The sequence below is a fragment of the Kribbella pittospori genome (genome assembly GCF_004331465.1).
GTDB classification, from domain to species: domain Bacteria; phylum Actinomycetota; class Actinomycetes; order Propionibacteriales; family Kribbellaceae; genus Kribbella; species Kribbella pittospori.
The window spans coordinates 133,043-158,329 of the sequence record NZ_SJKB01000011.1; the positions used below are offsets into that span (position 1 = coordinate 133,043).

The following is a 25,287-nucleotide window of genomic DNA, read 5'->3' on the forward strand; positions in this document are numbered from 1 at the left end:
TCGGCCCGGGCCGATCCCGGGGGCTGAGCCACTGGAAATCGCGGCCGGCCGGGCGGTTGTACAGTCTTCAAGTAGATGGTGTCGGAGGGAGCCGGGTGGAGGAACTGACGCGCAGGCGGCGGTTGCTGATCCTCGGCATCTGCTGCTCCAGCCTCTTCATCGTCGGCCTGGACTCCACCATCGTGAACCTGGCCCTGCCGGCGATCCGGTCCGAGCTGGGCGCCTCGGTGTCCGAGCTGCAGTGGACCATCGACGCGTACACGCTGGTGCTGGCCAGCCTGCTGATGGTCTCCGGCTCGACCGCGGACCGGGTCGGCCGGCGACGGACGTTCCAGGCCGGGCTGGTGGTGTTCGGGCTCGGGTCGCTGCTGTGCGGAATCGCGCCGACCATCGGCTTGCTGATCGGGTTCCGGATGCTGCAGGCGATCGGCGGCTCGATGCTCAACCCGGTGGCGATGTCGATCATCACCAACACCTTCACCGACCCCCGCGAGCGGGCCCAGGCGATCGGGGTCTGGGGTGGCGTGGTCGGGCTCAGCATGGCCGTCGGGCCGGTGGTCGGTGGAGCGCTCGTCGACGCGGCGGGCTGGCGGTTCATCTTCTGGATCAACGTTCCGGTGACGCTGTTCGCCGTACTCATGACGGCGCGGTTCGTGCCGGAGTCGCGGGCCGCGGTGCCGCGGCGGATGGATCCGGTCGGGCAGATTCTGGTGGTGCTGCTGCTCAGCACGCTGACGTACGGGATCATCGAGGGCCGGTCGGCCGGGTGGACCTCGCCGCTGATCATCGGGTGCTTCGTGGTGACGGTCGGGTCCCTGGTGTCCCTGGTGTTCTACGAGCGGCGACGCGAGCAGCCGTTGCTGGAGCCGCGGTTCTTCCGGAGTGCGCCGTTCTCGGGTGCGACGCTGATCGCGGTCGCGGGGTTCTCGGCGCTGTCCGGGTTCCTGTTCCTGAACTCGCTCTATCTGCAGTCGGTGCGCGGGTTCTCGGCGCTGCATGCCGGGTTGCTGACACTGCCGATGGCGGCGATGACTGTGGTGTTCGCGCCGATCTCCGGTTGGCTCGTCGGGCACCGCGGTCCGCGGCTGCCGCTGGTCGTTGCCGGGAGCATGCTTACTGTCTCCGGGCTGGTGCTGTCGCGGTTGAGTCTGACCACGTCGACCGCGATGCTGCTGGTCGGCTACCTGATCTTCGGCTTGGGCTTCGGGATGCTGAACGCCCCGATCACCAACGCCGCGGTGTCCGGGATGCCGCGCTCCCAGGCCGGCGTCGCCGCGGCGATCGCGTCGACCAGCCGCCAGGTCGGCGCCTCGCTGGGCGTGGCGATCGCGGGCACGATCCTCACCGCCAGTCTGGTCGGCACGTTGGAGACCGGCTTCGTCGAGGCGGCCAAGCTCTGCTGGTTCGTCATCGCCGGCTGCGGCGTACTGGTCGTCGTGCTCGGTCTCATCACCACCGGCGCCTGGGCCCGTCGTACCGCCGAGGCCGTCGCGGAGGACCTGGTCAGGACTCGGTGATCCCGGCCCGGGTGAGTGCTTTGAGGCGGCCGCGGAGGATCTTCTGGCGGCGTTCCTCGTCCGGGAACAGGTCGACGTACGCCATGCCTTTCGCGGCCAGCAAGTCGTCGTCGAGTCGGCGGACCGTTCCGGCCGGGAAGCGGTGGGTCATCGCGGCCTGGACCGCGGAGCTGTCGATGCCGGTCAGGAGTTCGGTGAGCTGCTCCTCGGTGGTGACGCCGAGCCGGGCCAGGATGCCGAGGATCCACGTGTAGTGGTTGGTCTTGGCGTGCGGCGCGTCCGGGTAGCGGCGGGTCAGGTACGTCGTCAACGTCGCCGTGGTCAGGTCACGCGGAGTCTTGTCCGGTTCGGCCGCCGCGAGCTCGCGGTAGAGCCGGTCGATCTCGGTGAACTCGTTGTCCACCAGCTCCATCAGTGCCGCCGCCAGCAGGAACCGCCGGTCGAACTCCGGCTTGCGGTCCGGCGGGATGTCCAGCTTGTACCGGATGTCGTGCTCGAACTCGGCCCACGCGTGCTGGACCGCGGTCCGCACCTGGATCTCCATCACCAGGTTCTTCAGTACGGCGTACTCCGGCAGCTCGCGGCGCGTCACGTTCAGCCGGACCAGGTAGTGCTTGCTGGCGTACCCGAACACGCCCTGCGCCCGGGTGTGCGCACCCATGTCGGTGTGCTCGACGATCTCGAACTCGGCCTCGATCACTTCGCAGACCCGGTCCACCGCCTCGGCCAGGAACGTGATCACCCGGGCCGCGACCAGGTCGGTGATCTGGTTCAGCGGGTCGTCGTACTTCGGTCGCGTCGGGTCGTCGGGGCGCGGCTTCGACGCCTTGTCCAGGAACGACTCCGGATCCTTCGCCCGAGCGGTCGCGCTGAGGTAGTTGATGCCCTCCTCGTCACCGATCAGCTCGTCGATGAGCGCCTCGAGCTTGCGGGCACCACCGACGTACTGCTGATGCATCCGCTCGTACAGGGCTCCCGCCTGCCGAGCCCACTCCACCCGCCCAACCATGACAGGACGATAGTGCTCGCGTGGGCCCAGCCGCCTGCAAGACTCCCCACATGCGCGACTTCACCGACTGGGCGCCGTACATCGCCTTCACCACCGGCAGTCCGCCCCGCCCACTGCACCAGGCCGCACTCGCCTGCTTCGCCGAGCCCGGTACGGCGGTCGACCTCGGCTGCGGCGCCGGCAACGAGACCCTCGACCTTCTCGATCGCGGCTGGCAGGTCCACGCCGTCGACTCGAGTGCGGCTGCTCTCGCGGAGGTCTCACGCCGAGCAGGCGACAGGCCAGGTCTGACGCTGGAACGCAGCGACCTGTGGGATGCGCAGCCTCCGGTCGCCGACCTTGTCTATGCGGGCTTCAGTCTGTTCTTCGCACCGCCGGAACACTTTGCGGAGACCTGGGTGGTGGTGACGCGGGCAATGCGGCCGGGTGGGGTGTTCGCCGGGCAGTTGCTCGGGGTGCGGGACGACTGGGCTTCGGATCCGGAGATCTCCGCGCAGGACGACGCGGAGGTCCAGGAGTTGCTGGAGGGGTGGAGTGTGGAGCGGCTCGACGAGGTGGAGTACGACGGGCGCGCGATGAGCGGGCCCAAGCACTGGCACGTGTACGACGTGCTGGCTAGGCGGGTCTAGGAGTTTCTAGCGGAATTGCTAGAAAGCTGTAGACACCGCTCGCGACACGCTCTGGGCGTTGCTAGCGAAATCTAAGGAAAACGCTAGACGCGCTCATACAGTGAAAGCATGGATCCGATCCGGAATCCCTATGCGCCCGGCGCCGGTCAGCGGCCGCCTGAGCTGGCCGGACGCGACATCGAGGTGCGGCAGTTCGAGGTGGTCCTCGAGCGGGTCGCGGCAGGCAGGCCGGAGCGGAGTCTCGTGCTGAGTGGACTCCGTGGCGTCGGTAAGACCGTGTTGCTGAACACCTTGCGCAGCCAGGCGATCAAGCGCGCCTGGGGTACCGGGAAGATCGAGGCCCGGCCGGACCAGAGCATCCGGCTCCCGATCGCGCAGGCGTTGCACACCGCGATGCGCGAGCTGGGACACCGGCACCGTGACGACGAGCGGGTCGACAGTTTCAGCGCCGTACTGAAGGCGTTCGCGCTGCGCACCGCCGCCAACGACCGCAAGGGCATCCGCTGGCATCCGCCGGTCGACGTGGCCGCTGCGAAGGGCCGCGCGGACTCCGGTGACCTCGAGATGGACCTGATCGAGTTGTTCACCGACGCGGCGGACCTGGCCGGCGATCTGTCTGTCGGCGTCGGGCTGTTCATCGACGAGATGCAGGACATCAGTCCCGACGACCTGTCCGCGCTGTGCGCCGCCTGTCACGAGATCTCCCAGCAGAGCGCGCCGCTGGTCGTCGTCGGCGCCGGCCTCCCGCATCTGCCCGCCGTACTGTCCGCCAGCAAGTCGTACTCCGAGCGGCTGTTCCGCTACATCCGCGTCGATCGCCTCGCCCGCGACGCCTGCGACCGCGCGCTGATGATCCCGGCGGAGAGCGAGGGCGTCCAGTACGACGACGAGGCGCTGGACGAGTTGTACGCCCAGACCGACGGCTATCCGTACTTCGTCCAGGCCTTCGCGCACGCCACCTGGGACCACGCACCGACCTCACCGATCACGATCAAGGACGTCGCCGTCGCGGGCCCGGAGGCCTCCGCCGAACTCACCGTCGGCTTCTTCGGCTCCCGCTACGAACGCGCCACCCCGGCCGAACGCGAGTACATGCGCGCGATGGCCGAGCTCGGCATCGGCGTCGACGACGGCTCGGTCCCTACCGCCGAGGTCGCCAGCACCCTCAACCGCAAACCCCAGTCCCTCTCCCCGGCCCGCGACGGCCTGATCAAGAAGGGCCTCGTCTTCTCCGCCGAACGCGGCACCGTAGCCTTCACCGTCCCCCACTTCGGCAAGTTCCTCCGCACGCGTACCGCTTGAGGTACGCCGCACAGTAGTGCGGACGCTACTTGGACGTCTCCGGAGACGCTCGCGCGCACAGCAGCGGGTTACCGACCTGAGACGGGCTGTTCGTCGACCTCTGATCGGCCACCGGGCCTTCGGATCATTGGTGTTGCAAGTCATGAATCTGCCCTTTCGTGGAGTGGTGCTGGCTCTGTAGGGTGAATCGTCATGACCACCGGGCGGACTGGCCAGCAGGCGGACGCGCGCGTCCGCAAGCGCGGTGGCCGTCACACCCGGAAGAAATCGCACAAGGCGCAGTGGTTCTCAGTGACCGCGTTGGCCGTGCTCGGGACCGTGGTGGTCATGCACCCAGACGCCGCCGGTCGGCGGAGCCTCGCGGCCGAGGTCGTTGCCGGCACCAGCGCCCCGGTCGCCTCGACTCCGGTGGCGACTCCCGCACGCGCCCCGATCGCCACACCGACGCAGAAGTTCACCACTCCGTTGCGCCCGGCACCGAGTCTGACCCGGAAGCCGAAGAGCTCGAAGCCGAACGTCACCGTCTCCACCGGCCGGCTCGCGGTCGTGCCCGGGTTCGCCAAGGCCAGCGGCGTGAAGGACAAGCTGACCTATCGCGTCGAGATCGAGCAGGGCGTGACGCTGAACGGCGCCGCGGTCGCCGCGATCATCCACCAGACGCTGACCGATCCGCGCGGCTGGCAGGCGCTCCACCCGGTCAACTTCGAGCGCACCGACAAGGTCGACGCCGACCTCCGGATCATCCTGGCCACGCCGACCCTGACCGACAAGCTGTGCCTGCCGCTCGACACCGGCGGCGAGGTGTCCTGCCGGGTCGACGACCGTGTCGTCCTGAACGCCAAGCGGTGGCTGTACGCAGTCCCGGCGTACGGCGGGAACGTCGCCCTGTACCGGAACTACCTGGTCAACCACGAGGTCGGGCACGCGCTCGGCCACGGCCACTCCACCTGCACCAAGGCGAAGACCCCCGCGCCGGTCATGATGCAGCAGACCAAGGGCCTGGGCGGCTGCCTGCCGAACGCCTGGCCCACGATCAAGGCAACCTGAGCCGTCCGTGAGAAGCTGAGTCGGAGGGGAGGGAGCAGCGATGTCGTCACAGGATTTCCCGACCTACGGCCGGGGCGATGAGCCCGAGCAGTCCGGCGAGGACCACCACTACGCCAAACCTGCCCCGTACGGCGGCGGCACGTTCGGCTCCGGACCGCAGAGCCCTCCCGAGCAGGGCCACTATGCCCCGCCCCAGCCCTACAGCTCCCCACCAGGCCAGTACGGCGCTGGGCCCGACCCCGCCGCTGGTCCGTCGTACAACCAGCCGCCGAGCTACCGCCCCGGTACTCCGTACGGTCCGCCCGCGCATCCGCAGCAGCGTGAGCTGCCGACGTACGGGCGGGACCAACCCGTCGCGCCACGCGATCCCCGCGCGGCCCGGGTCGTCCTGCCCGCCTCGATCATCGCCGGCGTCTACGGGCTGCTGGTGATCTCGATCCAGCGGGTCGCCCTCCGGGAGATCTCCCAAGCTCCGGGCTCACCGCTCAACCACCCGCTACGCACGGACGTGATCGACACGATCGGTCAACTCCTGCTGCTCCTGGTCGGCGCGGTCGCGCTCTGGATGTGGGGCCGCGACGTTCTCGCCCGCCGGAGGGCCGGCCGTCAGCCGGATCCGATGGAGCTCGGCGGGCTGCTGCTCGTCGCCGTCTCGATGGTCCCGATCCTGATCTGGCTGATCATGATCCTGTCGACCGGCATGGGCGCGATCGACGACTCGGTGGACCGGCTGCCCACGGCGTACGGCTGGGGCGGTCTCGGCCTGCTCATCCTCGCGGCCGGCTTCGCCCTCGGCTACCGCGAGCTCAAACCGGAGCTCGGCAACCCGGTCGTCCAGGCCCGCCCGGAACGGCCACCCTGGGAGTGAACGTCCCCGTCGTCCTGGTCCCGGGTCTCGGCCTCGGGCCGGCCTCGTACGACCGCACCGTCGAGCACCTCACCACGCCGTACCACGTGGTCAGCCTGCCCGGGTACGGCGAACCGGCCGGCGCTCGGGAGGACCTGCGGCCGCAGGCTCTCGGAACCGCGCTGGCGGACAAGATCCGGGAGCGGGGGGTCCTGGTCGGCCACTCGGCCAGCTGCCAGATCGTGGTCGAGACCGCGATCGCCTTCCCCGAACTGGTCCACGCCCTGGTCCTGGTCGCACCGACCGGGGACATCCGGGCGTCCAGCTGGGTGGACCTGGCAGCTCGCTGGCTGGGTTCCGCCGTACCGGAGTCGCCGCGGCTGATCCGGGTCGTCACGCCGCAGTACGCCCGTACGACGCTGTCCACGATCGCACGCGCCGGCGAAGCGGCCAGGCACCACGACCTGGCCTCCGTCATCGGCCGGGTGCTCGTGCCGGTGATGATCGTGCGCGGCCGGCACGACCTGGTGTCCACGGCCGAGTGGGTCGGGCGGCTGGCCGAGCTGTGCCACGGTGAGGCCCGGACCCTGCCGACCGGCGCGCACATGCCGGTGGTGACCAACGGTCCGGAGCTGGCCGCTCTCATCCAGCGGGCGGCCGCCGCGCCGGATCCCGTCTGACGCGTTAAGGTTGACGCGGTAGCAATCCTTGCGGGAGCTCGCACCGAACGCGGCTGAGAGGGCGACGAGCTGAGGACAGCCGGGTCGCCGACCGCCTGAACCTGACCGGGTAATGCCGGCGTAGGGAGCGGGTCACCATGACCAGTACTGCTGTTCGTCCTGCCAGTCAGACCGAGGCGCCACTCGTCCTCACCACGGACTCTCCGCGCACGCTCGGGTTCCTGGACCAGTTCACCCTCTGGGGGAACTTCGGCATCTCACTGTTCGGCCCGGTCACCGGTGCCCTGGTGGCGGCGTACACGGGCTCACTCGCGCAGGGTCTGCTCGCGGTCGTCGTCGGCTGCGGGATCGGTGCGCTCGTGCTCGGCGGCGCGGCCGTGTTCGGCTCGCAGACCGGTGCACCGGCGATGGCGAGTCTGCGCGGTCTGTTCGGCCGTCGGGGTTCGATCGCGCCGACCGTACTGAACATCGCCCAGAACGTCGGCTGGGCAACCATGGAGATCATCGTCATCGCGCAGGCCGCGGTCGCGGTCACAAGCGAGCGGTATCGCTGGCTCTTCGTCCTCGTGGCGGGCGTGATCGCCACGGCGATGGCCGTACGACCGCTCGGCAGCGTGAAGTTGCTGCGGAAGTTCATGGTCTGGCTGGTCCTGATCGCGTCGGTCTACTTGTTCGTGCAGGTGCTCAGCAAGCCCGTGCACGGTCTTCCGCAGGACAGCGTGTTCGGCTTCTGGCCGGCCGTCGACCTGGCCGCCGCCGGTGTGGTGTCGTTCGCGCCGCTGGCTGCCGACTACACCCGGCACTCGCGCACGAACAAGGCAGCCTTCGCCGGCTCCGCACTCGGCTACGGCCTGGCTGCGATCGCGTACTACGCCTTGGGCGTCTTCGCAGTCGCCACCTTGCAGACCAACAGCGAGGACGTGATCACCGCGCTGGTCACGCTTCCGGCCGGTGCGATCGCGTTGCTCGTCCTGCTGGTGGACGAGGTCGACGAGGCCTACGCGAACATCTACTCGACCACGATGGCCACGCACAACGTGATCGGTCACGTCGACCGCCGGTGGATCTCAGTCGGCATCGGCGTGATCGCGACGGCCCTCGCGCTATTGGTTGACCTGGGCAACTACACGCAGTTCCTCTATCTGATCGGCTCGGTCTTCATCCCCTTGTTCGCGGTGGCGATCGCCGACTTCTTCGTGGTCAGCAAGATGAACTGGGACGTCTCCGGTACGGCGCGCTTCCGCTGGCAACCGGCCGTCGCCTGGCTGATCGGCTTCGTCTCGTACCAGTTGGTCAACCCCGGCACGGTGTCCGGCTGGTCTCCGTTCTGGACCAAGGTCCAGCAGTGGGTGTTCAACGACCAACCCGTGCCCTCCTGGCTCGGGGCGACGTACACCTCGATCGTGGTCTCGATGCTGGCCGCGGTGGTGCTGGGCAGGATCGGGCGCCGGCCGCTGGACAACTGACCCGGAGTAACCGGGATACTTGCGGTCATGCTGAACTCCGCACTGCGTAGCCGGGCCGAGTACGCGGAACTCGGGGCCGAAGGACTGGCCGCGCGTACCACGCCCGAGCGGGACGCGGCGATCGTCAAGGCCGTCGAGGAGTTGCTCGAGGAGCGCGAGTCGGTGCTCGACCTGTGCTGCGGCTACGGCCGCGTCGCGCTGCCGCTGCGCCGGGCCGGCAAGACCGTCCGCGCGCTCGACATCTCCCCGAACCTGATCGAGGCCGGCCGGGCCGAGGCGGCCAAGGAGGAACTGTCGATCGACTGGGCGATCGGCTCGATGACCGACCTGCCGTACAAGTGGGACTCGTTCGACGCGGTGATCTGCCTGTGGACGGCGTTCCACGAACTGTTCGGCGAGGAGGAGCAACTGTCGACGATCTGTGAGATCTCGCGAGTGCTGAAGCCGGGCGGGATGGCGATCATCGAGGGACCGGCCTGGGGTCCGGCGACCGCGGGCGAGATCGCCAACGGCATGCGCCAGGGCCCCGAGCACCGGATCGTCACCACCGAGCACTTCGGCACCAGCAGCGTGCACTTCATCCACGACGAGATCAGCTACGGCCGGCTCTGTGCGGCCGCCGGAATTGAGAACTACAAGGTCTACAAGCGGGACTGGGGCGGCCGTCGCCGGCTCATCCTGGAGATCCACCAACCGACAACTGATTGACTCGTCAGGTAATCCACATCCCTTGCAGGCAAGGGAAAACAAAGAAGCAGATCCCCACTCCACACTGGGGATCTGCTCCTTTCTGTTTCCGAGTGTAAATCCAGCTCCGGCGATTCCGGAAAACTCAGCTTTTCGATTCAAGATTCAGCAGAAAACGCTTCGCGTCGAGTCCGCCGGCGTATCCGGTGAGGGCACCGCTGGCCCCGATCACCCGGTGGCACGGCAGTACGACGCACACCGGGTTCGCGCCCAGCGCCGTACCGACCGCACGGGCCGCCTTCGGCTTGCGGATCTCCCCCGCGACTTGCCCGTACGTCGTCGTCGCGCCGTAGCTGGTGTGCAGCGGCAGATCAGCCAGCACGAGCCGCTGGAACGGCGTCGCGAGCGCGAGGTCCACCTCCAGCTCGAACTCGTGCCGGCGACCGTTCAGATACTCGTCCAGCTGCCGACGTACGTCGTCCAGTGCGCGGGGCTGGCGAAGGACGCGCGGGGAGACCGCGCGGGCCAGCCGGTTGGTCATCGTCTCCTCGTCGCCGAAGGAGCTGGCCACCACGCGGCCGTTCGCGATCGCGAGCAGCATCGTGCCGATCGGGGTGTCGTGCAGGGTGTAGGCGACGTCGGCGTCCGGAAGGACGGGTGGTTTCAGGTCTGGGATGGCGAACCGGGTCAGCCGGCTCTCGAGGTCGTTCATGCGTTCACTCCGAGTTTGCTGCGCAAGGCCGCGAGCGCGTCACTGACGAGCCGGCGCGATGCGGCGGGCGTGGTGTCGAGGGCGGCGGCCACGCCGTGGTGGTCCAGGTCGCCGACATATTTCAGCGTGATGGCGAAGCGCTGGCGTTCGGGCAGCTCGTTGACCGCCTGCCAGAGGTCCGGGTCCGGCCAGTCGGCGGCGTCCGGGCCTTCGACCGCGACCGGCGGCGCTTCGTCCAAGGGTCGTTGTGGTTTGCGCGCCCGGTGCAGGTCGGTCGCGCACCGGGCGGTGATGGTCAGGAGCCAGCTGCGCAGGTTCTTCGCCGACGACAGGCCGGGGTAGGCGGCGAACGCCTTCTCCCACGCGCGCTGGGCCACGTCGTCGCCGTCCACCGGTCCGGCCAGGGCTCGCGCCAGCCGCGCGACATCCCTCCAGTGCTCGTCGACGAGCGCCTGGAACGGCGGCAGCAGGACCTTCTCCGGAGCCATCACGACAGTAGAACGCATGCCGGCCCGCGGATGTGAGGGAGGCCGGTCCGGATCCCGAGATTGTCGAGTTCTTTGGTAGACATTGATGAGAAGATGACTGACATGACGACGACCTTGCTGACCCGCCGTCGCGTCATCGATCTGCTCCGGACGGCGAGCGCCACCTGTCGGTGACCCCCGCCCCCGTTGTCCCGGCGGTGCTCCCGCCGTACGAGGCCTGCTGATCCGCCTCCCACACTCCGCCCGGCCGGGTCGCTTCGTGCTGCCCGCCGGTCGCCGCTGTCCCGCTTCCGAGGGAGAGACATGTCTGTTCCTGCCTTGAACCGTCCTGCCCTGTCCGTGGTTCCCGACCGTACCGAGGAGCGGATCGTCGACGCCGACGTCTACCGCTCCGTCTTCCGTCGCCACGCCGCCGGTGTCGTTGTGATCACCGCGGACGCCGGCCACGGGCCGGCCGGGTTCACCGCCACCTCACTGGTGTCGGTCAGCTTGCTGCCACCGTTGGTCTCGTTCGCGATCGCGACCACCGCGTCCAGCTGGCCGACCGTCAGCACCGCCGGCAGCGTGGTGATCAACTTCCTGTCCGCCGACCAGCACGCCATCGCCGGCCGGTTCGCCACCAGCGGCATCGACCGCTTCGGCGAGCCGACCCGCTGGTCGCGCATGCACACCGGCGAGCCGGTCCTCGACGAGGCGCCGAGCTACCTGCGCGCCCAGGTCGAGCACCGCTTCGCCGTCGGCGACCACTGCCTGGTCGTCGCCCGTCTCGCGACCCACACCGAACGACGTGAGCACGAGCCGCTGCTCTACCACGACGGCCGCTACGTCACCGCCACGAACCCGAAGGCCCACCATGTTTAGGACCCACAAGTACGCCGTACTCGCCGCAGCCCTCGTCACCTTGCTGGCCGGGTGCGGTGGTGCCGCGAAGGCCGGTGGCGCGGCGCTCTCGCTGGACGCCGCGCTGCCGACGACCGTTCCGGACGGCGCCAAGATCGTCGTCGGCGATCCGGCCACCGAGGTGGCGCTGAAGCTGTCCGGTCAGTTCGACAAGGTGTCGAAGTACGTCCAGTTCGCCAACCTGAGCGGCGGTCCGCAGACCACCGAGGCGTTCCGGGCGCACGCGCTCGACCTCGGCTCGGTGGCGGAGATCCCGCCGATCCACGCGACCTGGACCGGGCTGCACGTGAAGATCGTCGCGTCGAAGTTCCGGCAGGACCCGCTCGATCACCCGATCTACCAGCTGGGCATCGCCCCTGGCGTGACCGTGAAGACGCTCGGCGACCTGCGCGGGAAGAAGGTTGCCTACAGCCCCGGTCAGGCGCAGGGCGCGCTGGTGCTGAAGGTGCTGAAGAAGGCCGGACTCACCAAGGAGGACGTGAAGCTGGTCGAGTTGCCCAGCACGGGTGACGTGTACTCCAACGCCCTGTCCGCGAAGCAGGTCGACGTCGCCCCGATCGGCGGCGTACAGGTCAAGCGGTACCTGGCCAAGTACGGCAAGGACGGCGCGAGCACGATCCCGCACGGGCTGCGCGACGACGCCGGGCACCTGTACGTCCTGACCGAGTCGCTCGAGGACCCGGGCAAGGCAGCCGCGATCCGTGCGTACGTCGCCGCCTGGGGCGTCGCCCAGCAATGGATCGACACGCATCCGAAGGAGTGGATCCAGGGGTACTACGTGAAAGATCAGGGGTTGACCGAGGCCGACGGCCAGTGGCTCGTCGACAACGCCGGCCACCCGGACATCAGTGCCGACTGGAGCGGTGCGATCGAACGGCAGCAGGAGACGATCGACCTGCTTGCCAAGGAGACCGGGAACGACGTGATCCAGGCCAAGGATCTCTACGACCTGCGCTTCCAGACCGTCGCCGCGGACGCGATCAAGGCGGGGGTGGCCAAGTGAGCGCCACCACGCTGCCTGGCCTACGCACGGCCGAGCAGACCGCTCCCGTCGTACGACGCCGGCGGCTTGGACCGGGGAAGCCGATCAGATTCGGCGCCGCACTCGGACCGCTTCTGCTCCTCGTGCTGTGGAGCCTCGGGTCGGCCACCGGCTTGCTCGACCAGCGGGTGCTGTCGGCGCCGTGGACCGTCGTCACCACCGCCGGCGACCTGATCGCCGACGGACGACTGCAGTCGAACCTCTGGACCTCTACCCAGCGAGCCTTCATCGGTCTCGGCCTCGGGATCGTGCTGGGCGTCGCCCTCGCGCTCCTGTCCGGACTGTCGCGCGTCGGCGAGGCACTCCTCGACGGGCCGATCCAGATCAAGCGAGCGATCCCGTCGCTGGCCCTGCTGCCGCTGTTGATCCTGTGGCTCGGCATCGGTGAGTCGATGAAGATCGTCACCATCCTGCTCGGGGTGTTCGTGCCGATCTACATCCACACCCACAACGGGCTGCGCACGATCGACAGCCGGTACGTCGAACTCGCGCAGACCGTCGGCTTGTCGCAGTGGGACTTCGTCCGCCGCGTCGTACTGCCGGGCGCTCTGCCCGGATTCCTGCTCGGCCTGCGGTTCGCCGTGACCGGCGCCTGGCTGTCGCTGGTCGTGGTCGAGCAGATCAACTCCACCAGCGGTATCGGCTACATGATGGAGCTGGCCCGGACGTACGGACAGACCGACATCATCATCGTCGGCCTCGTCCTGTACGGCGTCCTCGGCCTGCTGTCCGACGGCGCCGTCCGCCTGATCCAAAGGAGGGCCCTTTCATGGCGCCGCACGCTGGCCTCCTGACCGCCGCGGTCCAGGTCCGCAGGCTCGTCCGCCGGTACGACGAGCGCGCGGTGCTGGACGGAGTGGACCTGGACATCGCGCCAGGTGAGTTCGTTGCCCTGCTGGGCAAGAGCGGCTCCGGCAAGAGCACGTTGCTGAGGGCACTGGCCGGGCTGGACTCGGATGTCGCCGGCACCGGGGAGCTCGTCGTCCCGGCTCAGGTGTCGGTGGTCTTCCAGGACTCCAGGCTGTTGCCGTGGGCAAGAGTCTTGGACAACGTCCTACTCGGGCTGAACGGTGCCGGTGAACGCGGCCGGCAGAGTCTCGACGAGGTCGGGCTGGCCGGGCGCGAGAACGCCTGGCCGAACGAGTTGTCCGGTGGCGAGCAGCAACGGGTCGCGCTGGCGCGATCGCTGGTACGCGAGCCGGAGTTGTTGCTGGCCGACGAGCCGTTCGGAGCGCTGGATGCGCTGACTCGGCTGAAGATGCACGCGTTGCTGCGCAAGCTGTGCGCGGCACACCAGCCGGCCGTCCTGCTGGTCACGCACGACGTCGACGAGGCGATCGTGCTGGCCGACCGGGTGATCGTGCTCGACCAGGGACGGCTGGTGGCCCAGGAACAGATCGAACTGGCCGCGCCGCGCAGCCCGGCCGATCCAGGATTCGCCGCCGTTCGCGCACGGCTACTCGACGCTTTGGGGGTTTCGTTGTGAGCAGGCAGTTGCATTTGAACGCGTTCCTGATGAGTACCGGGCACCACGAGGCCTCGTGGCGGTTGCCGGAGAGCAATCCGTTCGCGAACACGTCGGTCGAGCACTATCAGGAGCTGGCGCGGATCGCCGAGCGCGGGCGTTTCGACTCGGTGTTCTTCGCGGACTCGCCGGTGCTGATCGGTGATGTCGGCCGGCGGCCGGCCGGTTCGCTGGAGCCGACCGTGTTGCTGACTGCGCTCGCCGCGGTGACGTCTCGGATCGGGTTGATCGCGACGGCGTCGACGACGTACAACGATCCGTTCAACCTCGCGCGGCGGTTCGCCAGCGTGGACCACGTGAGTGGTGGGCGCGCGGGCTGGAACGTGGTGACGACGGCCGGTCCGGAGGCGGCGCTGAACTTCAACCTCGCGGAGCAGCCGGCGCACGCGCAACGGTACGAGCGGGCGGCGGAGTTCCTCGAGGTCGCCTACAAGCTGTGGGACTCGTGGCAGGACGACGCGGCGATCGCGGACAAGGAGGAGGGTGTCTGGGCGGTCAACGACCGGGTGGTGCCGATCGATCACGTCGGGCGGCACTTCCAGGTCCGCGGCCCGCTCAACCTGCCGCGGTCTCCGCAAGGGCGTCCATTGATCGTGCAGGCAGGGTCGTCCGAGGACGGGAGGGGGCTGGCCGCGCAGTACGCCGAGGCGGTGTTCACCGCGCAGCAGACCCTGGAGGACGCGCAGGCGTTCTACAGCGACCTGAAGGCGCGAACGGCGGTGCTGGGGCGTGACCCGGCGACGATCAAGATCCTGCCCGGGATCGTCCCGGTGATCGGCGGCACGGTCGAGGAGGCGCAGCGGCTGGAGCGTCAGCTGGACGAGCTGATCCGGCCGGAGTACGCGCGGGCCCAGTTGGCGAAGACGCTGCGGGTGGCGCCGGAGGACCTGCCACTCGACCGGCAACTCCCGGCCGACCTGCCGGACGAGGACGAGATCGAGGGGGCGAAGAGCCGCTACACGCTGATCGTCACCCTGGCCCGTCGCGAGAAGCTGACCGTTCGCGAACTGATCGGCCGGCTCGGCGGTGGGCGCGGTCACCGGACCTTCACCGGTACGCCGGAGCAGGTCGCGGACGCGATCCAGCACTGGTTCGAGGCGGGGGCCGCCGACGGCTTCAACATCATGCCGCCGGTACTCCCGTCCGGCCTCAGCACATTCGTGGACGAGGTCATCCCGATCCTGCAGGCCCGGGACCTCTTCCGCACCGACTACGCCGGCACGACGTTGCGCGATCACTACGGCCTGACCCGCCCTGCCTTGTTGCAGAAGGCAACGGCCTGAAGCAGGTGCCGGGCCCTCCAGGTGGCGGGCCCGGCGCCGTCAATCGACCCGGACGACAAGCTTCCCGACCGCTTGGCCATCCTGCATGATCCGGTGCGCTGCGCCGATCTCGTCCATCCCGAAGACCCGGTCGATCCGGATCGGGAGCTTGCCCTCGGCCACCAGATCGACGTACCGCTGGAACGTCTCCGCCGGCAGGTCGGTGCTCTCGCCGCCGTACGCGGTCAACCGAACGCCGTTGGGCAGATAGCCGATCGGGTAGAAATCCGGGATCGTCCAGTGGTCGCTGAGCATTCCGGTGAAACAGACCGTGCCGTGGACGGCGGTCGCCTTCAGGGTGTCCGGCAGGACATTCGTGCCGACGAGTTCGAGGGCCGCATTCACGCCGCCCGGCAGGATTTCCCGGACCTTCTCCGCAACGTTGCCGTCATCAACGATCGGGTGGTCCACTCCGAGATCCCGCAGCACGGCGGTCCGCTCCGGACTCCGGGTGGTCGAGAAGACCGTCAGCCCGTGCTCCTTGGCCAGCACGGCCGCGGCCACCCCGACCGACGACGTACCTCCCCTGATGAGCACCGTCTGACCGGGCTCGATCGCGAGGCCGGTGTGCAGCGAGCCGTGCGCGGTCTGCAGCATCTCCGGCAGCGCGCCTAGGGTCGCCCAGTCAAGCCCGGTGCGCACCGGGATGACGCAGGCCGCCGGTACGACGGTGTACTCGGCGTACCCGCCGTCGAACTCGCGGCCCATCCCGCCCATCATCGCGACCACCTGCTGCCCCGGCGCGAACTCACCGCCCGGCGCCGCGTCGACCGTCCCGGTCGCCTCGATGCCCGGGATCACGGGGAACCGGGCGTTCGTCGCCAGCCCGGCCCGCAGGTGGTACTCCGACCGGTTCAGCCCGAACGCCTCGACCTTGATCCGGACCCATCCCGGCTCCGGATCGGGGACCGGCACCCGCCGCACCCGCAGGTCCTCCGGCTCGCCCGGCCCGTCCAGCACGATCGCCCGCATCTCCATGCCGGTCATCCTCTCCCGAGGGTCCGACAGAGCCGTGCCGGTGAATGTAGTGGTTAACAAGAAACCGTTTTCCAACGCACCGGCGAGCCTGCGTGACGTCCTCTCCGGAAGGCGTGACAAAGTTTCTTCCATGGCGAAACGCCCCCTGGTGGTGGCCCACCGTGGCGCGAGTGATGTCAGTCCCGAGCACACGCTGGCGGCGTACCGCCAGGCGGTCGCGGCGGGAGCCGACGGACTCGAGTGCGACGTCCGGCTCACCGCCGACGGACATCTGGTCTGCGTCCACGACCGCCGGATCGAACGCACCTCCAACGGCCGCGGTGTGCTCTCGACGATGAGCCTCGAGGAGCTCGAGTCGTTCGACTGGGGTTCCTGGAAGAACCCGTGGGCGGACCTCGACGAGGACGCCGACCTGCCGGACCCGGATCTGCGCAAGGTCCTCACCCTGGACACGCTGCTGTCCGTTGTCCGGGACGCGGGCCGGCCGCTCGAGCTGGCGATCGAGACCAAGCACCCGACCCGGTACGCCGGCCTGGTCGAACGCCGGCTGATCGAGGCGCTCGACCGCTACGGCTGGGCGCACCCGAAGGTGGGTACCGAGTCTCCCGTCCGCGTGATGAGCTTCTCCTGGCTGTCGCTGCGCCGGATGCGCACGATTGCGCCCGGCCTCCGCACCGTGCTGCTGATGGACCGGGTCCCGCTCCGGTTCCGCGACGGCTCCTTGCCGACCGGAGTCTCGTACGCCGGACCCAGTCTGGAGATCGTCACCGCCCACCCGGAGTACGTCGACCGGGCGCACAAACACGGCCATCAGGTCCACGTCTGGACCGTGAACGCCGACGCGGACGTCCGCCACTGCCGCGATATCGGCGTCGACGCGATCATCACCGACCGCCCCGAAGCCGCCCTCAAGACCCTCGCGGAACCCCCGACCGCACCGGTCCCGACTGTTACATATCCGCCCCGGAGACGCCCCCGCCGTCACACTTAGGACGTCCTGCCACTTCGGATTGAAGAGTGGTGTGGATACGTAGCGGGATGAATGCGGCCCGTTATTGCAACGTTCAATTCTGTCGATTTCGTCTCGGTTTCCTGGCAAAACCTGTGATCTACGCCGGGGGAATGTAACGGAATGCATGCGGGTGTTTTCCGGGGCCGGAAGCTGGGCAGATGTTCGTATGGCTGTTCCGATGAACGAGGAGACCCTGCTTGTCCTCTGCGACCCTGCCTGCCGACGTTAGCGTCGTGGACGTCGTACTGCCGCATGAAGTGTCCGCGGTAGCGGATGCCCGTCGCCGTCTGGCCGCCTATCTGAAGCGGTACCGGATCACCGAGCCCGCGTCCGACGACGCGCAGCTCGTGCTGTCCGAACTGCTCTCCAACGCCATCCGGTACGCGCCTGCGCTGCCGGCCGGTGAGGTGCGCGCGGCGTGGTGGATCGACAGGTCAGGGATCCACGTCGAGGTCACCGACGGTCGCGGCGACACCGAGCCGCAGCGCATCAGCGACACCCATCCGGAATCGATCGGCGGCCGGGGCCTGGCCATCGTCGAGATGCTCACCTCGACCTGGGACGTGCGGACCGCCGCCACCCACCGGACCGTCCACGCCATCATCCCGAACTGAGCCGGCACCCCGGACCTAGTGTCCTGAGTCGGAAGTGCGGCGGCGCTTTCGGCGCCCAGGCACGCACCTCGCGGCACTTGCCCAGCGCCCACGATGCTCCGCATCGAGGCCACTGCTCAAGCACCCCGATGCACGCACCTGAACACCGAAATCACTCGTCGCACCTCCGACTCAGGACACTGAGCTGGTTGGCCGCGGGGTGCGGTGGGCTGCAAGACTGCGCCCATGGGAAAGAAGTCGCGGCAGCGCACGAAGAACACGACGACCGTCACGCTGGACCCGGCCGATCTGGTCGACGTCGGTCCGCGGGAGCCCTGCCCGTGTGGTTCGGGCAAGCGGTTCAAGCAGTGCCACGGCAAGGAGCGGGCTCAGGCCGCTGACACCTTCGTGGTGCGGCCGTTCGAGGGCCTGCCGGCCGAGTGCGACCTGATCGCCTTCCGCGAGATCGTTCCCTCGGGTACGGCGGAGGTCGAGCTGACCGGTGAGCACGCCGGCACGGTGGTCAACCTGGTCACCCTGCTGCCGATGGCGATGCCGGGCCTGGTCCGCGACGACGAGTCGATCTGGATCGGCCTGCAGACGCACGCGTCGTCGGGCGACCCGAGCCGCGACCTCGGCCACGCGATCACCGCCGCACTGACTACCGAACCGGGCAACCCGATCCAGCTCGGCGACCTGATGAAGGACGGTCCCCGGCTGCAGGACCTGATCGACACCTCGAAGCCGATCGAGGTGAAGGTGCACGAGGGCTTCGACTACTGGGTCGGTGAGAACGTCGAGGACCCGACTGGCGAGGTCGCTGCGGGCCTGGAGCGCGCCAACGCGGCCGCAGCCCCGACGGTGCGGTTGGAGTCGGTCGATGCGGCGTACTGGACGCAGATCGGCGACCGCCGCTACCTGCGGTGGGTGATGCCGCACAGCGAGGACACTCTGCTGAACGCGCTGGCTCGGCTGCACGCGGCCGGCTCGTCGGCGCTGATCGAGGGCAGCCGTTTGATCGGCTCGTTCCGGGCTCTGGGCGTGCTGGCGCCGGTCTGGGAGCTCCCGGCGGACGCGGAGGCGGCCGACGTCGAGAAGCCGGCGGCCGAGTTCTCCGCGGCGCTCGAGAAGGCGCTCGCCACCGAGGCTCCGCTCACCACCGAGGAGCGCGCTGCGCGGGCCGGTCTGGCCAGTCGTCAGCTGACCATCCGCTGACATGCGAAACGCCCGGGTGCACCGCACCCGGGCGTTCGGCTGGAGAACGTGGACGGCCCAAGTCCTGCTGACGGGGGAGCAACAGGGCCTGGGCCTAGGCATGAAGAGTACTCAGATCGGTCGTCCGCCACAAGCCCCGATTTCACTGCGCGTGTCGTAGGGCTTACTTGACCGGTGCGCGCAGTACCGGACACGACATACAGCGGGGTCCACCGCGGCCGGAGCCGAGCTCGGACCCGGAGATCCGGATGACGTCGATCCCCGACTCCTCCAGGCGCGCGTTCGTCTCCACCGTCCGTTCGTAGGCGATGCAGACCCGCGGCGCCAGCGCGAGGGTGTTGTTGCCGTCGTCCCACTGCTCGCGTTCGGCAGTCACCGGGTCCAGACCGGTATCGATCCGGCGCAGCGTGTCGATGCCGAGCGCCTTCGCCGCGGCCACCAGGAACGGCTCCGGCTCGGCGACGTGCAGCTGGTCGCCGTCGGTGGTCACCGCGAGCGCACGCATCTCCTCGGCCATGTTCGGATACATCAGTACCGCGTCGACGTCGACCATCGTGCACACGGTGTCGAGGTGCATGGTCGCCCGCTGCTGCGCGATCGGTACGGCGAGCACGGTGTGGGCCAGGCCCTTGGCGAACACCCGCCGGGCCAGCCGCTCGACACCGGCAGGCGTCGTACGCTCGCCGACTCCGACGGCCAGTACGCCGGGGCCGAGCGCCAGGACGTCGCCGCCCTCGACGTGCTCGAGCTGGTGGTCGTACACCTTGTCGGCGCCGGTGAAGCGCGGGTGGAAGCCGTAGATCAGCTCGGTCAGCTGCGTCTCGCGCATCCGGGCCGGCATCGCCAGCGAGGTGACCGCGACCGAGTCCTGGATCCAGACGCTGGAGTCGCGGGTGAAGAGCAGGTTCGGCAGCGGGTCGATCAGGAAGTCCTCGTGCGCCAGCAGGGACGTCACCAGCCCGCCGGCCCGGACCTCGTCGTTCCGTACGCCGGCCATCAGGGCCTCCGCGAGCCGGGCCGGATCGAGGTCGGCGAGTGACGAGCGCAGGTAGTCACGCAGGGTGTCGCCCAGCCGGAGGTCCTCGGTGGTGCCCTTCACCGCACGGGCGCGGGCCTCAGGGTCACCGAGCGCCTCGGTCAGCAGCTCGCCGAGGTACAGCACCTCGACGTTGCGGTCCCGCAGCGCCTGGGCGAAGGCGTCGTGTTCCTCCTGCGCCCGGCCGACCCAGGGGATGCCGTCGAACAGCAGCTTGTCGTTGTTGCGTGGGGTCAGCCGGCGGAGTTCGTTCCCCGGGCGGTGCAGCATCACCGTCCGGAGCGGACCGACCTCACTGTCGACGCCGTACGCCCTGCCGGCTCCCTGCGCCTCGGTCATGGGCCTCCCCTTTCGTCCGGTCGTTCCAACCACGCTACGGCAGCCACGCCCCGAGCGCCTGGGTGTCAGGTGATCTGTCAGATTGTCCGACAATATCCCTCAAATACCAAAACCTGTGGTCGTTCGAAAGAACGAGATATCCACAGCAGCCGGACGCTGACGAGGTCGATCGGCTGTGAAGGAACTAGGCTGCGGTGCTGTGTCCGGTCATGACCTGCCTTCCGAGCCGTTCGAGCGTGCCGTCGCCTGTGTGATCCCGGCGAAGGACGAAGCGGACCGGATCGCGGCCACCGTGGACGCGGTGCACAAGATCATCGGGGTGGACCTGGTCGTGGTCGTGGACGACGGCTCGGCGGACGGTACGGCGGAAGCCGCCGAGCGCGCCGGAGCTGTCGTCGTGCGGCACGACCGGAACCGGGGGAAGGCGGCGGCGATGGAGACGGGTGCGGTGGCGGTTGCGGCGCGTGACGGGGCCCGGCCCCGGCACCTGCTGTTCCTGGACGCCGACCTGACCGACTCCGCGACAGCGGCGGCGCCGCTGATCGAGCCGGTGCAGAACGGTACGGCGGACATGACCATCGGCACCCTGCCGGCGCAGGTCCGGGCCGACGGGTCCAAGGCCGGCGGGCACGGATTCGTCGTACGGCTCGCTCGTGCCGGCGTCGAGGAGGCGACCGGCTGGGCGCCGGAGCAGCCGTTGTCGGGGCAGCGATGCCTGACCCGGGCCGCCTTCGACTCCGCGGTCCCACTGGCCGCCGGGTTCGGCGTCGAGACCGCGCTCAGCATCGACCTCGGCCGCAAGGGGTTCCGCATCCTGGAGGTCCCGATCGAGGTCCGGCACCGGGCCACCGGGACCGATCTGCGCGGCCAGCTGCACCGCGCGAAGCAGTACCTGCACGTCCGTCGCGCCCTGGCCGCGCGCAGCGCCCTGCCCGCCGACGGAGGCGGTCCGTCGCTCCGCAGCCTGTTCCCGCGGAAGTCGGGGCAATGAGCAAGCCAGACGTCACCCCGGACACCGTTGGCGCGACCACCGACCAGAGGCTGGGCAACCGCTACGGCCGCTGGGCCGTCGGCCTGTACCTCGCCTGTACGGCGCTGATCGTCGGCGCCGGCCTGCTCGGCCCGTCCGTGGTCGTGCTGACGCTGACGAACCGCCACGCGTGGCTCCCGTCGTACTGGTGGGACACGAAGCCGAACGACTGGCTCGTCACGATGATGATCTACGTCGCCATCATCCTCGGCGGGTACGGCGTCTTCCTCGCCACCAAGGCCCTGAAGAACGGCTGGGCCCCACGAGTCGACCGATTGATTGCCCTGGGCATCGGTACGACGGCGGCGATCACGCTGGTCCCGCCGATGGCCTCGGGCGACGTGCTGATCTACGCGGCGTACGGGCGGATCATGTCACTCGGCGGCGACCCGTACACGACCGCGCCGGCGGACACGATCCGGCTCGGGTACGACCCGGTGATCGCGGCGACCGAGCGGCCCTGGCAGGGCGCGAAGAGCGTGTACGGCCCGATCGCGACCTGGGTGCAGTGGCTGTCGTCGCTGATCGGTGGCGACTCGATGCAGCTGACGGTGTGGATGCTGCAGTTGTCGGTCGCGATCAGCCTGATCGTCACCGGACTGCTGCTGGTGAAGCTGGTCGGCCCCAACCTGCCGAATCGGCGCCGCGTGATCATGCTCGGCCTGGCCAACCCCCTGATCCTGTGGACCGTCCTGGCCGGTGCGCACAACGACGCGATCGCGGTGATGTTCGCGGTGATCGCGCTGGTGCTGTTCCGGCGGCACATCTTCTGGGCCGGCATCATGATCGGGGTGGCCGGCTGCACCAAGCTGTCCATCGGCCTGGTCGGTGTGGCGATGCTGTGGGCGCTGCACAACGACCGGCGCAAGGCCGCGATCTTCTGTGGTGGTGGCGCTCTGGCGATGGGCGGTCTGTACGCGTTCGTCGGCTTGCAGGCATTCCAGCAGGCGCGCTCGCAGACGTCGTTCATCTCCACCGGTACGCCGCACAAGGTGCTGCTGAGCTTCTTCACCCTGTTCCTGCCGAACGGACTGGTCCGGACGGTCCTGGCGATCCTCGCGTGGGTCGGCCTGATCGTGGTCGCGATCCTGCTGACGCAGGTGTTCCCGAAGTCGCTGGTCCCGCTGACCCACCCGGACGACCCGACGCCGGCCGCCATCCGGTACACGGCGATCTACGCGATCGCCTGGATCCTCACGGCGATGTACTCGCTGCCCTGGTACGACCTGATCGCCTGGGTCGCCCTGGCCGCGATCGCCGCGTCGAAGGTCGACGGGCTGATGGTGGTCCGGACGACCATGCTCGCGATTGCCTACGTGCCCGGACGCGATCCGAACGCGCGTCAGGTGGCCGCGAGCCTGTCCGGCTCGCTCGAGTGGTTCAGCGCAAGGCTTCGGGACACGATCTGCCCGGCCATCGAGCTGGCTGTCCTGGTCGGCCTGATCGTCTGGGCCCGCCGCGGCGGAGCGCAGTGGTGGCCGTACGACTGGCCGCGCCGCAAGTCGAAGTCCGTGCCGCAGCAGACCACTAGTCTCCCCGGATGAAGAAACTGGTGGGGGCGGGTGTCTTCGTACGCCGCGAGCCGAACGACTACGTCGAACAGTTGCGGACCTCGGCCATGTCCGTCGGCACCTACTCGATCCCGGCCGGCGGCGTGGACGACCAGGCGCCGCATCACGAGGACGAGATCTACGTCGTCACGACCGGCCGGGCAAGCATGGTGACGCCGGACGGGACCGAGGCGGTCGGTCCCGGCGACGTGTTGTTCGTGCCGGCCGGGGAGGAGCATCGGTTCACCGACGTGACCGAGGATCTGGCCCTGCTGGTGTTCTTCGCTCCGCCCTACAGCGGTCGTTGAGCCGTCAGCTCCAGAGGTCGTGGCCGGCCGCGATCGCCTTGGCCAGCACGGTTTTGACGGGCTTCTTGAGGTTCGACGCGGCGGCGGCGACATCGTCGTACTCGGGCTGGACGTTGACCACCTGACCGCCGTACCGGGCGATCTTGACGTGGATGCGCTGGCCCTCGACGTCGACGCTGGCGAACTCGCGGTCTGCTGCGTGCTTGCGGATCGCGAACTCGCGCAGTCCGATCGCGGACGTCTCGGCCAGGATCACGGAGCGGACGAGTTCGGCGTTCGCGCTGCCGACCAGGACGGAAAGGGTGTGCGCGGGCCGGCCCTTCTTCATGAGGATCGGGGTCAGCCACGCGTCGGCGGCGCCGGCCTCCATCAGCCGGGCCAGCACCTGTGGCCAAATCCGTGGGTCCAGATCGTCGACGTTGGTCTCGTAGACGAGTTCGGTGGCCGGGCTCACGGTCGCCTCGCCCACGACCACGCGCACGAGGTTCGGCACCTCGACCGGGTCGCGGCCGCCCGCGCCCACGCCGGTCTGCTCGATCCGCATCGCCGGCAGCAGCCCGAATTCGTCCGCCAGTGACGCCAGCAGTGCCGCGCCGGTCGGCGTCGTCATCTCGTACGGCGCTGTGCCGCCGATCACCGGTGCTTCGGCCTCGGACAACAGGTGGAGCACGGCCGGACCCGGAATCGGGATGCCGCCGTGTTGCCCGCGCGCCTGCCGCCCACCTCCGAGCGCGATCGTCGAGACGACGACGCGATCGATCTCGAGGGAGACCGAGGCTGCCGCGACGCCGACGATGTCCGCGATCGCGTCCAACGCTCCGACCTCGTGGAAATGCACTTCATCGGGAGTCACGCCGTGCGCGGCCGCCTCCGCCCGCGCCAGCCGAGCAAACGTGTCCAACGCTCGATCCCGGACCGCCGCGTCCAGCGCAGCCTCCTGAAGCATCCGCCGCACCTCCGCCCAGGGCCGAGTGTGCTGATGCCCCTCACCAGCCGGCTCCTCGTGTCCGTGGCCGTGGCCGTGTCCGTGACCGGCGTCCGGGGTGTTCTCCGGGTGCGGTGTGCCGTCTACGCGGACTGTGGCCTTGGCGGCGGCGATCTGGTGGCGGGCCGTGCGTTCGACCGTCACCGAGAGGGACGGGTCAACCGCGGCCACCGCGGTGTTGACGGTCGCCAGGTCGGCACCGGCGTCCAGGAACGCTCCGAGGAGCATGTCACCAGAGGCGCCGGCCGAGCAGTCGATCCAGGCAATCCTCACGACTGCTCCTTCACTTCCCGCGGAGCAGCACGCCGCGCCACCCGGGCCGCGAACACACCGGCACCGAACCCGTTGTCGATGTTCACCACGGACACACCAGGTGCGCACGAGTTCAGCATCGCCAGCAACGCCGCCACCCCACCGAACGAGGCGCCGTACCCAACCGACGTCGGTACGGCGACCAGCGGCACGCCGACGAGTCCGCCGACCACACTGGCCAGCGCACCCTCCATGCCGGCCACCACCACCAGGCAGTCCGCCGCGTCGAGCCGTTCCCGAACACCCATCACACGGTGCAGCCCCGCCACACCGACGTCGGTGATGAGATCCACCTCAGCGCCAAACACTCGGGCCGTCGTCGCAGCCTCGGCCGCCACTGGGGTATCCGACGTACCCGCCGACACCACCGCCACAGTCCCGCGTAGAACAGGCGGCGTACCGAGGACCGCCGTTCGGCCGACCGGGTCGACCACCGCGGACGGGTGCGCAGCGGCGACCGCCTCCTGGGCCTCCTCGCTCAGCCGGGTCGCGAGTACGGCGTGATCCGGGTGGGTCTCGTGCAGCGTCCGCAGCAGTTCCACTATCTGGGCAGGCGTCTTGCCGGCTCCGTAAACCACCTCGGCGTCGCCGGTGCGCTCCAGCCGGTCGGTGTCGAGCCGTGCGTATCCGAGGTCGTGGACGCCCGGTTGTGGACCTTGATCAGGCAAATGTGTCACGCCGTGAATCTACGTGGCGCCCGGCCGCGGTACCTCGTCCGGTCCACCGATGAACCCACGCCACGTACTCTCCGCAATC

The 25,287-nt window shown here is 69.1% G+C and carries 26 protein-coding genes and 1 riboswitch; of the genes, 19 read left to right on the forward strand and 7 right to left on the reverse strand.

The genetic code is table 11. The annotated features are described in order from the left end of the window. Nucleotides 1-95: 95 nt before the first annotated feature. On the forward strand, nucleotides 96-1,517 hold the full coding sequence (locus tag E0H73_RS31455) for an MFS transporter (RefSeq protein WP_131362402.1): 1,422 nt from the start codon (nucleotides 96-98) through the stop codon (nucleotides 1,515-1,517). Here E0H73_RS31455 and E0H73_RS31460 read toward each other — a convergent pair. Continuing rightward, complete coding sequence (locus E0H73_RS31460; protein WP_131362404.1) at nucleotides 1,504-2,526, reverse strand: GTP pyrophosphokinase; 1,023 nt, start codon at nucleotides 2,524-2,526, stop codon at nucleotides 1,504-1,506. The genes E0H73_RS31455 and E0H73_RS31460 overlap by 14 nt on opposite strands. A gap of 50 nt (nucleotides 2,527-2,576) precedes the next feature. On the opposite strand from E0H73_RS31460, the gene E0H73_RS31465 reads away from it, so the two are divergent. From E0H73_RS31465 to E0H73_RS31495, 7 genes are all read left to right on the forward strand, one after another. Beyond that, nucleotides 2,577-3,155: a class I SAM-dependent methyltransferase gene (locus E0H73_RS31465; RefSeq protein ID WP_131362406.1), complete on the forward strand. Its 579-nt coding sequence runs from the start codon at nucleotides 2,577-2,579 to the stop codon at nucleotides 3,153-3,155. Between the two features lie 108 nt (nucleotides 3,156-3,263). Next, on the forward strand, nucleotides 3,264-4,457 hold the full coding sequence (locus E0H73_RS31470) for an ATP-binding protein (protein ID WP_131362408.1): 1,194 nt from the start codon (nucleotides 3,264-3,266) through the stop codon (nucleotides 4,455-4,457). A 192-nt stretch (nucleotides 4,458-4,649) separates the two neighbouring features. Further along, nucleotides 4,650-5,504: a DUF3152 domain-containing protein gene (locus tag E0H73_RS31475; RefSeq protein ID WP_131362410.1), complete on the forward strand. Its 855-nt coding sequence runs from the start codon at nucleotides 4,650-4,652 to the stop codon at nucleotides 5,502-5,504. Between the two features lie 40 nt (nucleotides 5,505-5,544). Then, nucleotides 5,545-6,372, forward strand: a complete 828-nt coding sequence (locus tag E0H73_RS31480; protein WP_131362412.1) for a hypothetical protein — start codon at nucleotides 5,545-5,547, stop codon at nucleotides 6,370-6,372. Beyond that, complete coding sequence (locus tag E0H73_RS31485; protein ID WP_131362414.1) at nucleotides 6,369-7,031, forward strand: alpha/beta fold hydrolase; 663 nt, start codon at nucleotides 6,369-6,371, stop codon at nucleotides 7,029-7,031. Before E0H73_RS31480 ends, E0H73_RS31485 begins: the two co-directional genes overlap by 4 nt. Nucleotides 7,032-7,051: 20 nt before the next feature. Continuing rightward, a riboswitch (TPP riboswitch) is annotated at nucleotides 7,052-7,175 on the forward strand. Then, complete coding sequence (locus tag E0H73_RS31490) at nucleotides 7,169-8,497, forward strand: purine-cytosine permease family protein (protein ID WP_131362416.1); 1,329 nt, start codon at nucleotides 7,169-7,171, stop codon at nucleotides 8,495-8,497. It overlaps the preceding riboswitch by 7 nt. A gap of 27 nt (nucleotides 8,498-8,524) precedes the next feature. Further along, on the forward strand, nucleotides 8,525-9,205 hold the full coding sequence (locus tag E0H73_RS31495; RefSeq protein WP_131362418.1) for a class I SAM-dependent methyltransferase: 681 nt from the start codon (nucleotides 8,525-8,527) through the stop codon (nucleotides 9,203-9,205). A gap of 124 nt (nucleotides 9,206-9,329) precedes the next feature. Here E0H73_RS31495 and E0H73_RS31500 read toward each other — a convergent pair whose 3' ends face one another. Further along, on the reverse strand, nucleotides 9,330-9,896 hold the full coding sequence (locus E0H73_RS31500; protein WP_131362420.1) for a methylated-DNA--[protein]-cysteine S-methyltransferase: 567 nt from the start codon (nucleotides 9,894-9,896) through the stop codon (nucleotides 9,330-9,332). Continuing rightward, entirely contained in the window at nucleotides 9,893-10,384 is a 492-nt protein-coding gene (locus tag E0H73_RS31505) for an RNA polymerase sigma factor (RefSeq protein ID WP_131362422.1), read from the reverse strand. Before E0H73_RS31505 ends, E0H73_RS31500 begins: the two co-directional genes overlap by 4 nt. 303 nt (nucleotides 10,385-10,687) lie before the next feature. On the opposite strand from E0H73_RS31505, the gene E0H73_RS31510 reads away from it, so the two are divergent. The 5 genes from E0H73_RS31510 to E0H73_RS31530 are packed head-to-tail and all read left to right on the forward strand — an operon-like array spanning nucleotide 10,688 to nucleotide 15,134. Beyond that, a complete protein-coding gene (locus tag E0H73_RS31510; protein WP_131362424.1) occupies nucleotides 10,688-11,245 on the forward strand; it encodes a flavin reductase family protein in 558 nt (185 codons plus the stop codon). Next, entirely contained in the window at nucleotides 11,238-12,287 is a 1,050-nt protein-coding gene (locus E0H73_RS31515; protein WP_131362426.1) for an ABC transporter substrate-binding protein, read from the forward strand. Before E0H73_RS31510 ends, E0H73_RS31515 begins: the two co-directional genes overlap by 8 nt. Continuing rightward, on the forward strand, nucleotides 12,284-13,120 hold the full coding sequence (locus E0H73_RS31520; protein WP_131362428.1) for an ABC transporter permease: 837 nt from the start codon (nucleotides 12,284-12,286) through the stop codon (nucleotides 13,118-13,120). The genes E0H73_RS31515 and E0H73_RS31520 overlap by 4 nt, the downstream gene beginning before the upstream one ends. Further along, complete coding sequence (locus tag E0H73_RS31525; protein ID WP_131362430.1) at nucleotides 13,096-13,812, forward strand: ABC transporter ATP-binding protein; 717 nt, start codon at nucleotides 13,096-13,098, stop codon at nucleotides 13,810-13,812. The genes E0H73_RS31520 and E0H73_RS31525 overlap by 25 nt, the downstream gene beginning before the upstream one ends. Next, nucleotides 13,809-15,134, forward strand: coding sequence for an LLM class flavin-dependent oxidoreductase (locus E0H73_RS31530; RefSeq protein ID WP_238164396.1), 1,326 nt, complete (start codon nucleotides 13,809-13,811; stop codon nucleotides 15,132-15,134). The genes E0H73_RS31525 and E0H73_RS31530 overlap by 4 nt, the downstream gene beginning before the upstream one ends. 39 nt (nucleotides 15,135-15,173) lie before the next feature. Here E0H73_RS31530 and E0H73_RS31535 read toward each other — a convergent pair whose 3' ends face one another. Continuing rightward, nucleotides 15,174-16,151 (reverse strand): zinc-binding alcohol dehydrogenase family protein, encoded by a 978-nt coding sequence (locus tag E0H73_RS31535; RefSeq protein ID WP_202867647.1) that lies wholly within the window; start codon nucleotides 16,149-16,151, stop codon nucleotides 15,174-15,176. 130 nt (nucleotides 16,152-16,281) lie between these two features. Here E0H73_RS31535 and E0H73_RS31540 point away from each other — a divergent pair, with 130 nt between their 5' ends. From E0H73_RS31540 to E0H73_RS31550, 3 genes are all read left to right on the forward strand, one after another. After that, nucleotides 16,282-17,142 (forward strand): glycerophosphodiester phosphodiesterase, encoded by an 861-nt coding sequence (locus E0H73_RS31540; protein ID WP_131362434.1) that lies wholly within the window; start codon nucleotides 16,282-16,284, stop codon nucleotides 17,140-17,142. 218 nt (nucleotides 17,143-17,360) lie between these two features. Next, complete coding sequence (locus tag E0H73_RS31545; RefSeq protein WP_131362436.1) at nucleotides 17,361-17,777, forward strand: ATP-binding protein; 417 nt, start codon at nucleotides 17,361-17,363, stop codon at nucleotides 17,775-17,777. A 225-nt stretch (nucleotides 17,778-18,002) separates the two neighbouring features. Continuing rightward, nucleotides 18,003-18,971, forward strand: coding sequence for a DUF5926 family protein (locus E0H73_RS31550; RefSeq protein ID WP_131362438.1), 969 nt, complete (start codon nucleotides 18,003-18,005; stop codon nucleotides 18,969-18,971). Nucleotides 18,972-19,134: 163 nt separating this feature from the next. Here E0H73_RS31550 and E0H73_RS31555 read toward each other — a convergent pair whose 3' ends face one another. Next, entirely contained in the window at nucleotides 19,135-20,346 is a 1,212-nt protein-coding gene (locus E0H73_RS31555; RefSeq protein ID WP_131362440.1) for an arginine deiminase, read from the reverse strand. Between the two features lie 199 nt (nucleotides 20,347-20,545). On the opposite strand from E0H73_RS31555, the gene E0H73_RS31560 reads away from it, so the two are divergent. The 3 genes from E0H73_RS31560 to E0H73_RS31570 are packed head-to-tail and all read left to right on the forward strand — an operon-like array spanning nucleotide 20,546 to nucleotide 23,234. Further along, nucleotides 20,546-21,337 carry a glycosyltransferase family 2 protein gene (locus tag E0H73_RS31560; protein ID WP_131362442.1) on the forward strand — a complete coding sequence of 264 codons (792 nt, stop codon included), beginning with the start codon at nucleotides 20,546-20,548 and terminating at the stop codon, nucleotides 21,335-21,337. Continuing rightward, a complete protein-coding gene (locus E0H73_RS31565) occupies nucleotides 21,334-22,920 on the forward strand; it encodes an MptA/MptB family glycosyltransferase (RefSeq protein ID WP_131362444.1) in 1,587 nt (528 codons plus the stop codon). The genes E0H73_RS31560 and E0H73_RS31565 overlap by 4 nt, the downstream gene beginning before the upstream one ends. Further along, on the forward strand, nucleotides 22,917-23,234 hold the full coding sequence (locus E0H73_RS31570) for a cupin domain-containing protein (protein ID WP_131362446.1): 318 nt from the start codon (nucleotides 22,917-22,919) through the stop codon (nucleotides 23,232-23,234). Before E0H73_RS31565 ends, E0H73_RS31570 begins: the two co-directional genes overlap by 4 nt. A gap of 4 nt (nucleotides 23,235-23,238) precedes the next feature. Here E0H73_RS31570 and larC read toward each other — a convergent pair whose 3' ends face one another. After that, complete coding sequence (gene larC, locus E0H73_RS31575) at nucleotides 23,239-24,492, reverse strand: nickel pincer cofactor biosynthesis protein LarC (RefSeq protein WP_131362448.1); 1,254 nt, start codon at nucleotides 24,490-24,492, stop codon at nucleotides 23,239-23,241. Beyond that, complete coding sequence (gene larB / locus E0H73_RS31580; RefSeq protein WP_131362450.1) at nucleotides 24,489-25,208, reverse strand: nickel pincer cofactor biosynthesis protein LarB; 720 nt, start codon at nucleotides 25,206-25,208, stop codon at nucleotides 24,489-24,491. Before larB ends, larC begins: the two co-directional genes overlap by 4 nt. Nucleotides 25,209-25,287 lie beyond the last annotated feature (79 nt).

What these genes read in the sequence shown, in the direction of transcription:
- E0H73_RS31460 (WP_131362404.1), bottom strand. Translation starts at nt 2,526, where the DNA reads ATGGTTGGGCGGGTGGAGTGGGCTCGGCAGGCGGGAGCCCTGTACGAG.
- E0H73_RS31465 (WP_131362406.1), top strand. Translation starts at nt 2,577, where the DNA reads ATGCGCGACTTCACCGACTGGGCGCCGTACATCGCCTTCACCACCGGC.
- E0H73_RS31470 (WP_131362408.1), top strand. Translation starts at nt 3,264, where the DNA reads ATGGATCCGATCCGGAATCCCTATGCGCCCGGCGCCGGTCAGCGGCCG.
- E0H73_RS31475 (WP_131362410.1), top strand. Translation starts at nt 4,650, where the DNA reads ATGACCACCGGGCGGACTGGCCAGCAGGCGGACGCGCGCGTCCGCAAG.
- E0H73_RS31480 (WP_131362412.1), top strand. Translation starts at nt 5,545, where the DNA reads ATGTCGTCACAGGATTTCCCGACCTACGGCCGGGGCGATGAGCCCGAG.
- E0H73_RS31490 (WP_131362416.1), top strand. Translation starts at nt 7,169, where the DNA reads ATGACCAGTACTGCTGTTCGTCCTGCCAGTCAGACCGAGGCGCCACTC.
- E0H73_RS31495 (WP_131362418.1), top strand. Translation starts at nt 8,525, where the DNA reads ATGCTGAACTCCGCACTGCGTAGCCGGGCCGAGTACGCGGAACTCGGG.
- E0H73_RS31500 (WP_131362420.1), bottom strand. Translation starts at nt 9,896, where the DNA reads ATGAACGACCTCGAGAGCCGGCTGACCCGGTTCGCCATCCCAGACCTG.
- E0H73_RS31505 (WP_131362422.1), bottom strand. Translation starts at nt 10,384, where the DNA reads ATGGCTCCGGAGAAGGTCCTGCTGCCGCCGTTCCAGGCGCTCGTCGAC.
- E0H73_RS31510 (WP_131362424.1), top strand. Translation starts at nt 10,688, where the DNA reads ATGTCTGTTCCTGCCTTGAACCGTCCTGCCCTGTCCGTGGTTCCCGAC.
- E0H73_RS31515 (WP_131362426.1), top strand. Translation starts at nt 11,238, where the DNA reads ATGTTTAGGACCCACAAGTACGCCGTACTCGCCGCAGCCCTCGTCACC.
- E0H73_RS31525 (WP_131362430.1), top strand. Translation starts at nt 13,096, where the DNA reads ATGGCGCCGCACGCTGGCCTCCTGACCGCCGCGGTCCAGGTCCGCAGG.
- E0H73_RS31535 (WP_202867647.1), bottom strand. Translation starts at nt 16,151, where the DNA reads ATGGAGATGCGGGCGATCGTGCTGGACGGGCCGGGCGAGCCGGAGGAC.
- E0H73_RS31540 (WP_131362434.1), top strand. Translation starts at nt 16,282, where the DNA reads ATGGCGAAACGCCCCCTGGTGGTGGCCCACCGTGGCGCGAGTGATGTC.
- E0H73_RS31550 (WP_131362438.1), top strand. Translation starts at nt 18,003, where the DNA reads ATGGGAAAGAAGTCGCGGCAGCGCACGAAGAACACGACGACCGTCACG.
- E0H73_RS31555 (WP_131362440.1), bottom strand. Translation starts at nt 20,346, where the DNA reads ATGACCGAGGCGCAGGGAGCCGGCAGGGCGTACGGCGTCGACAGTGAG.
- E0H73_RS31565 (WP_131362444.1), top strand. Translation starts at nt 21,334, where the DNA reads ATGAGCAAGCCAGACGTCACCCCGGACACCGTTGGCGCGACCACCGAC.
- E0H73_RS31570 (WP_131362446.1), top strand. Translation starts at nt 22,917, where the DNA reads ATGAAGAAACTGGTGGGGGCGGGTGTCTTCGTACGCCGCGAGCCGAAC.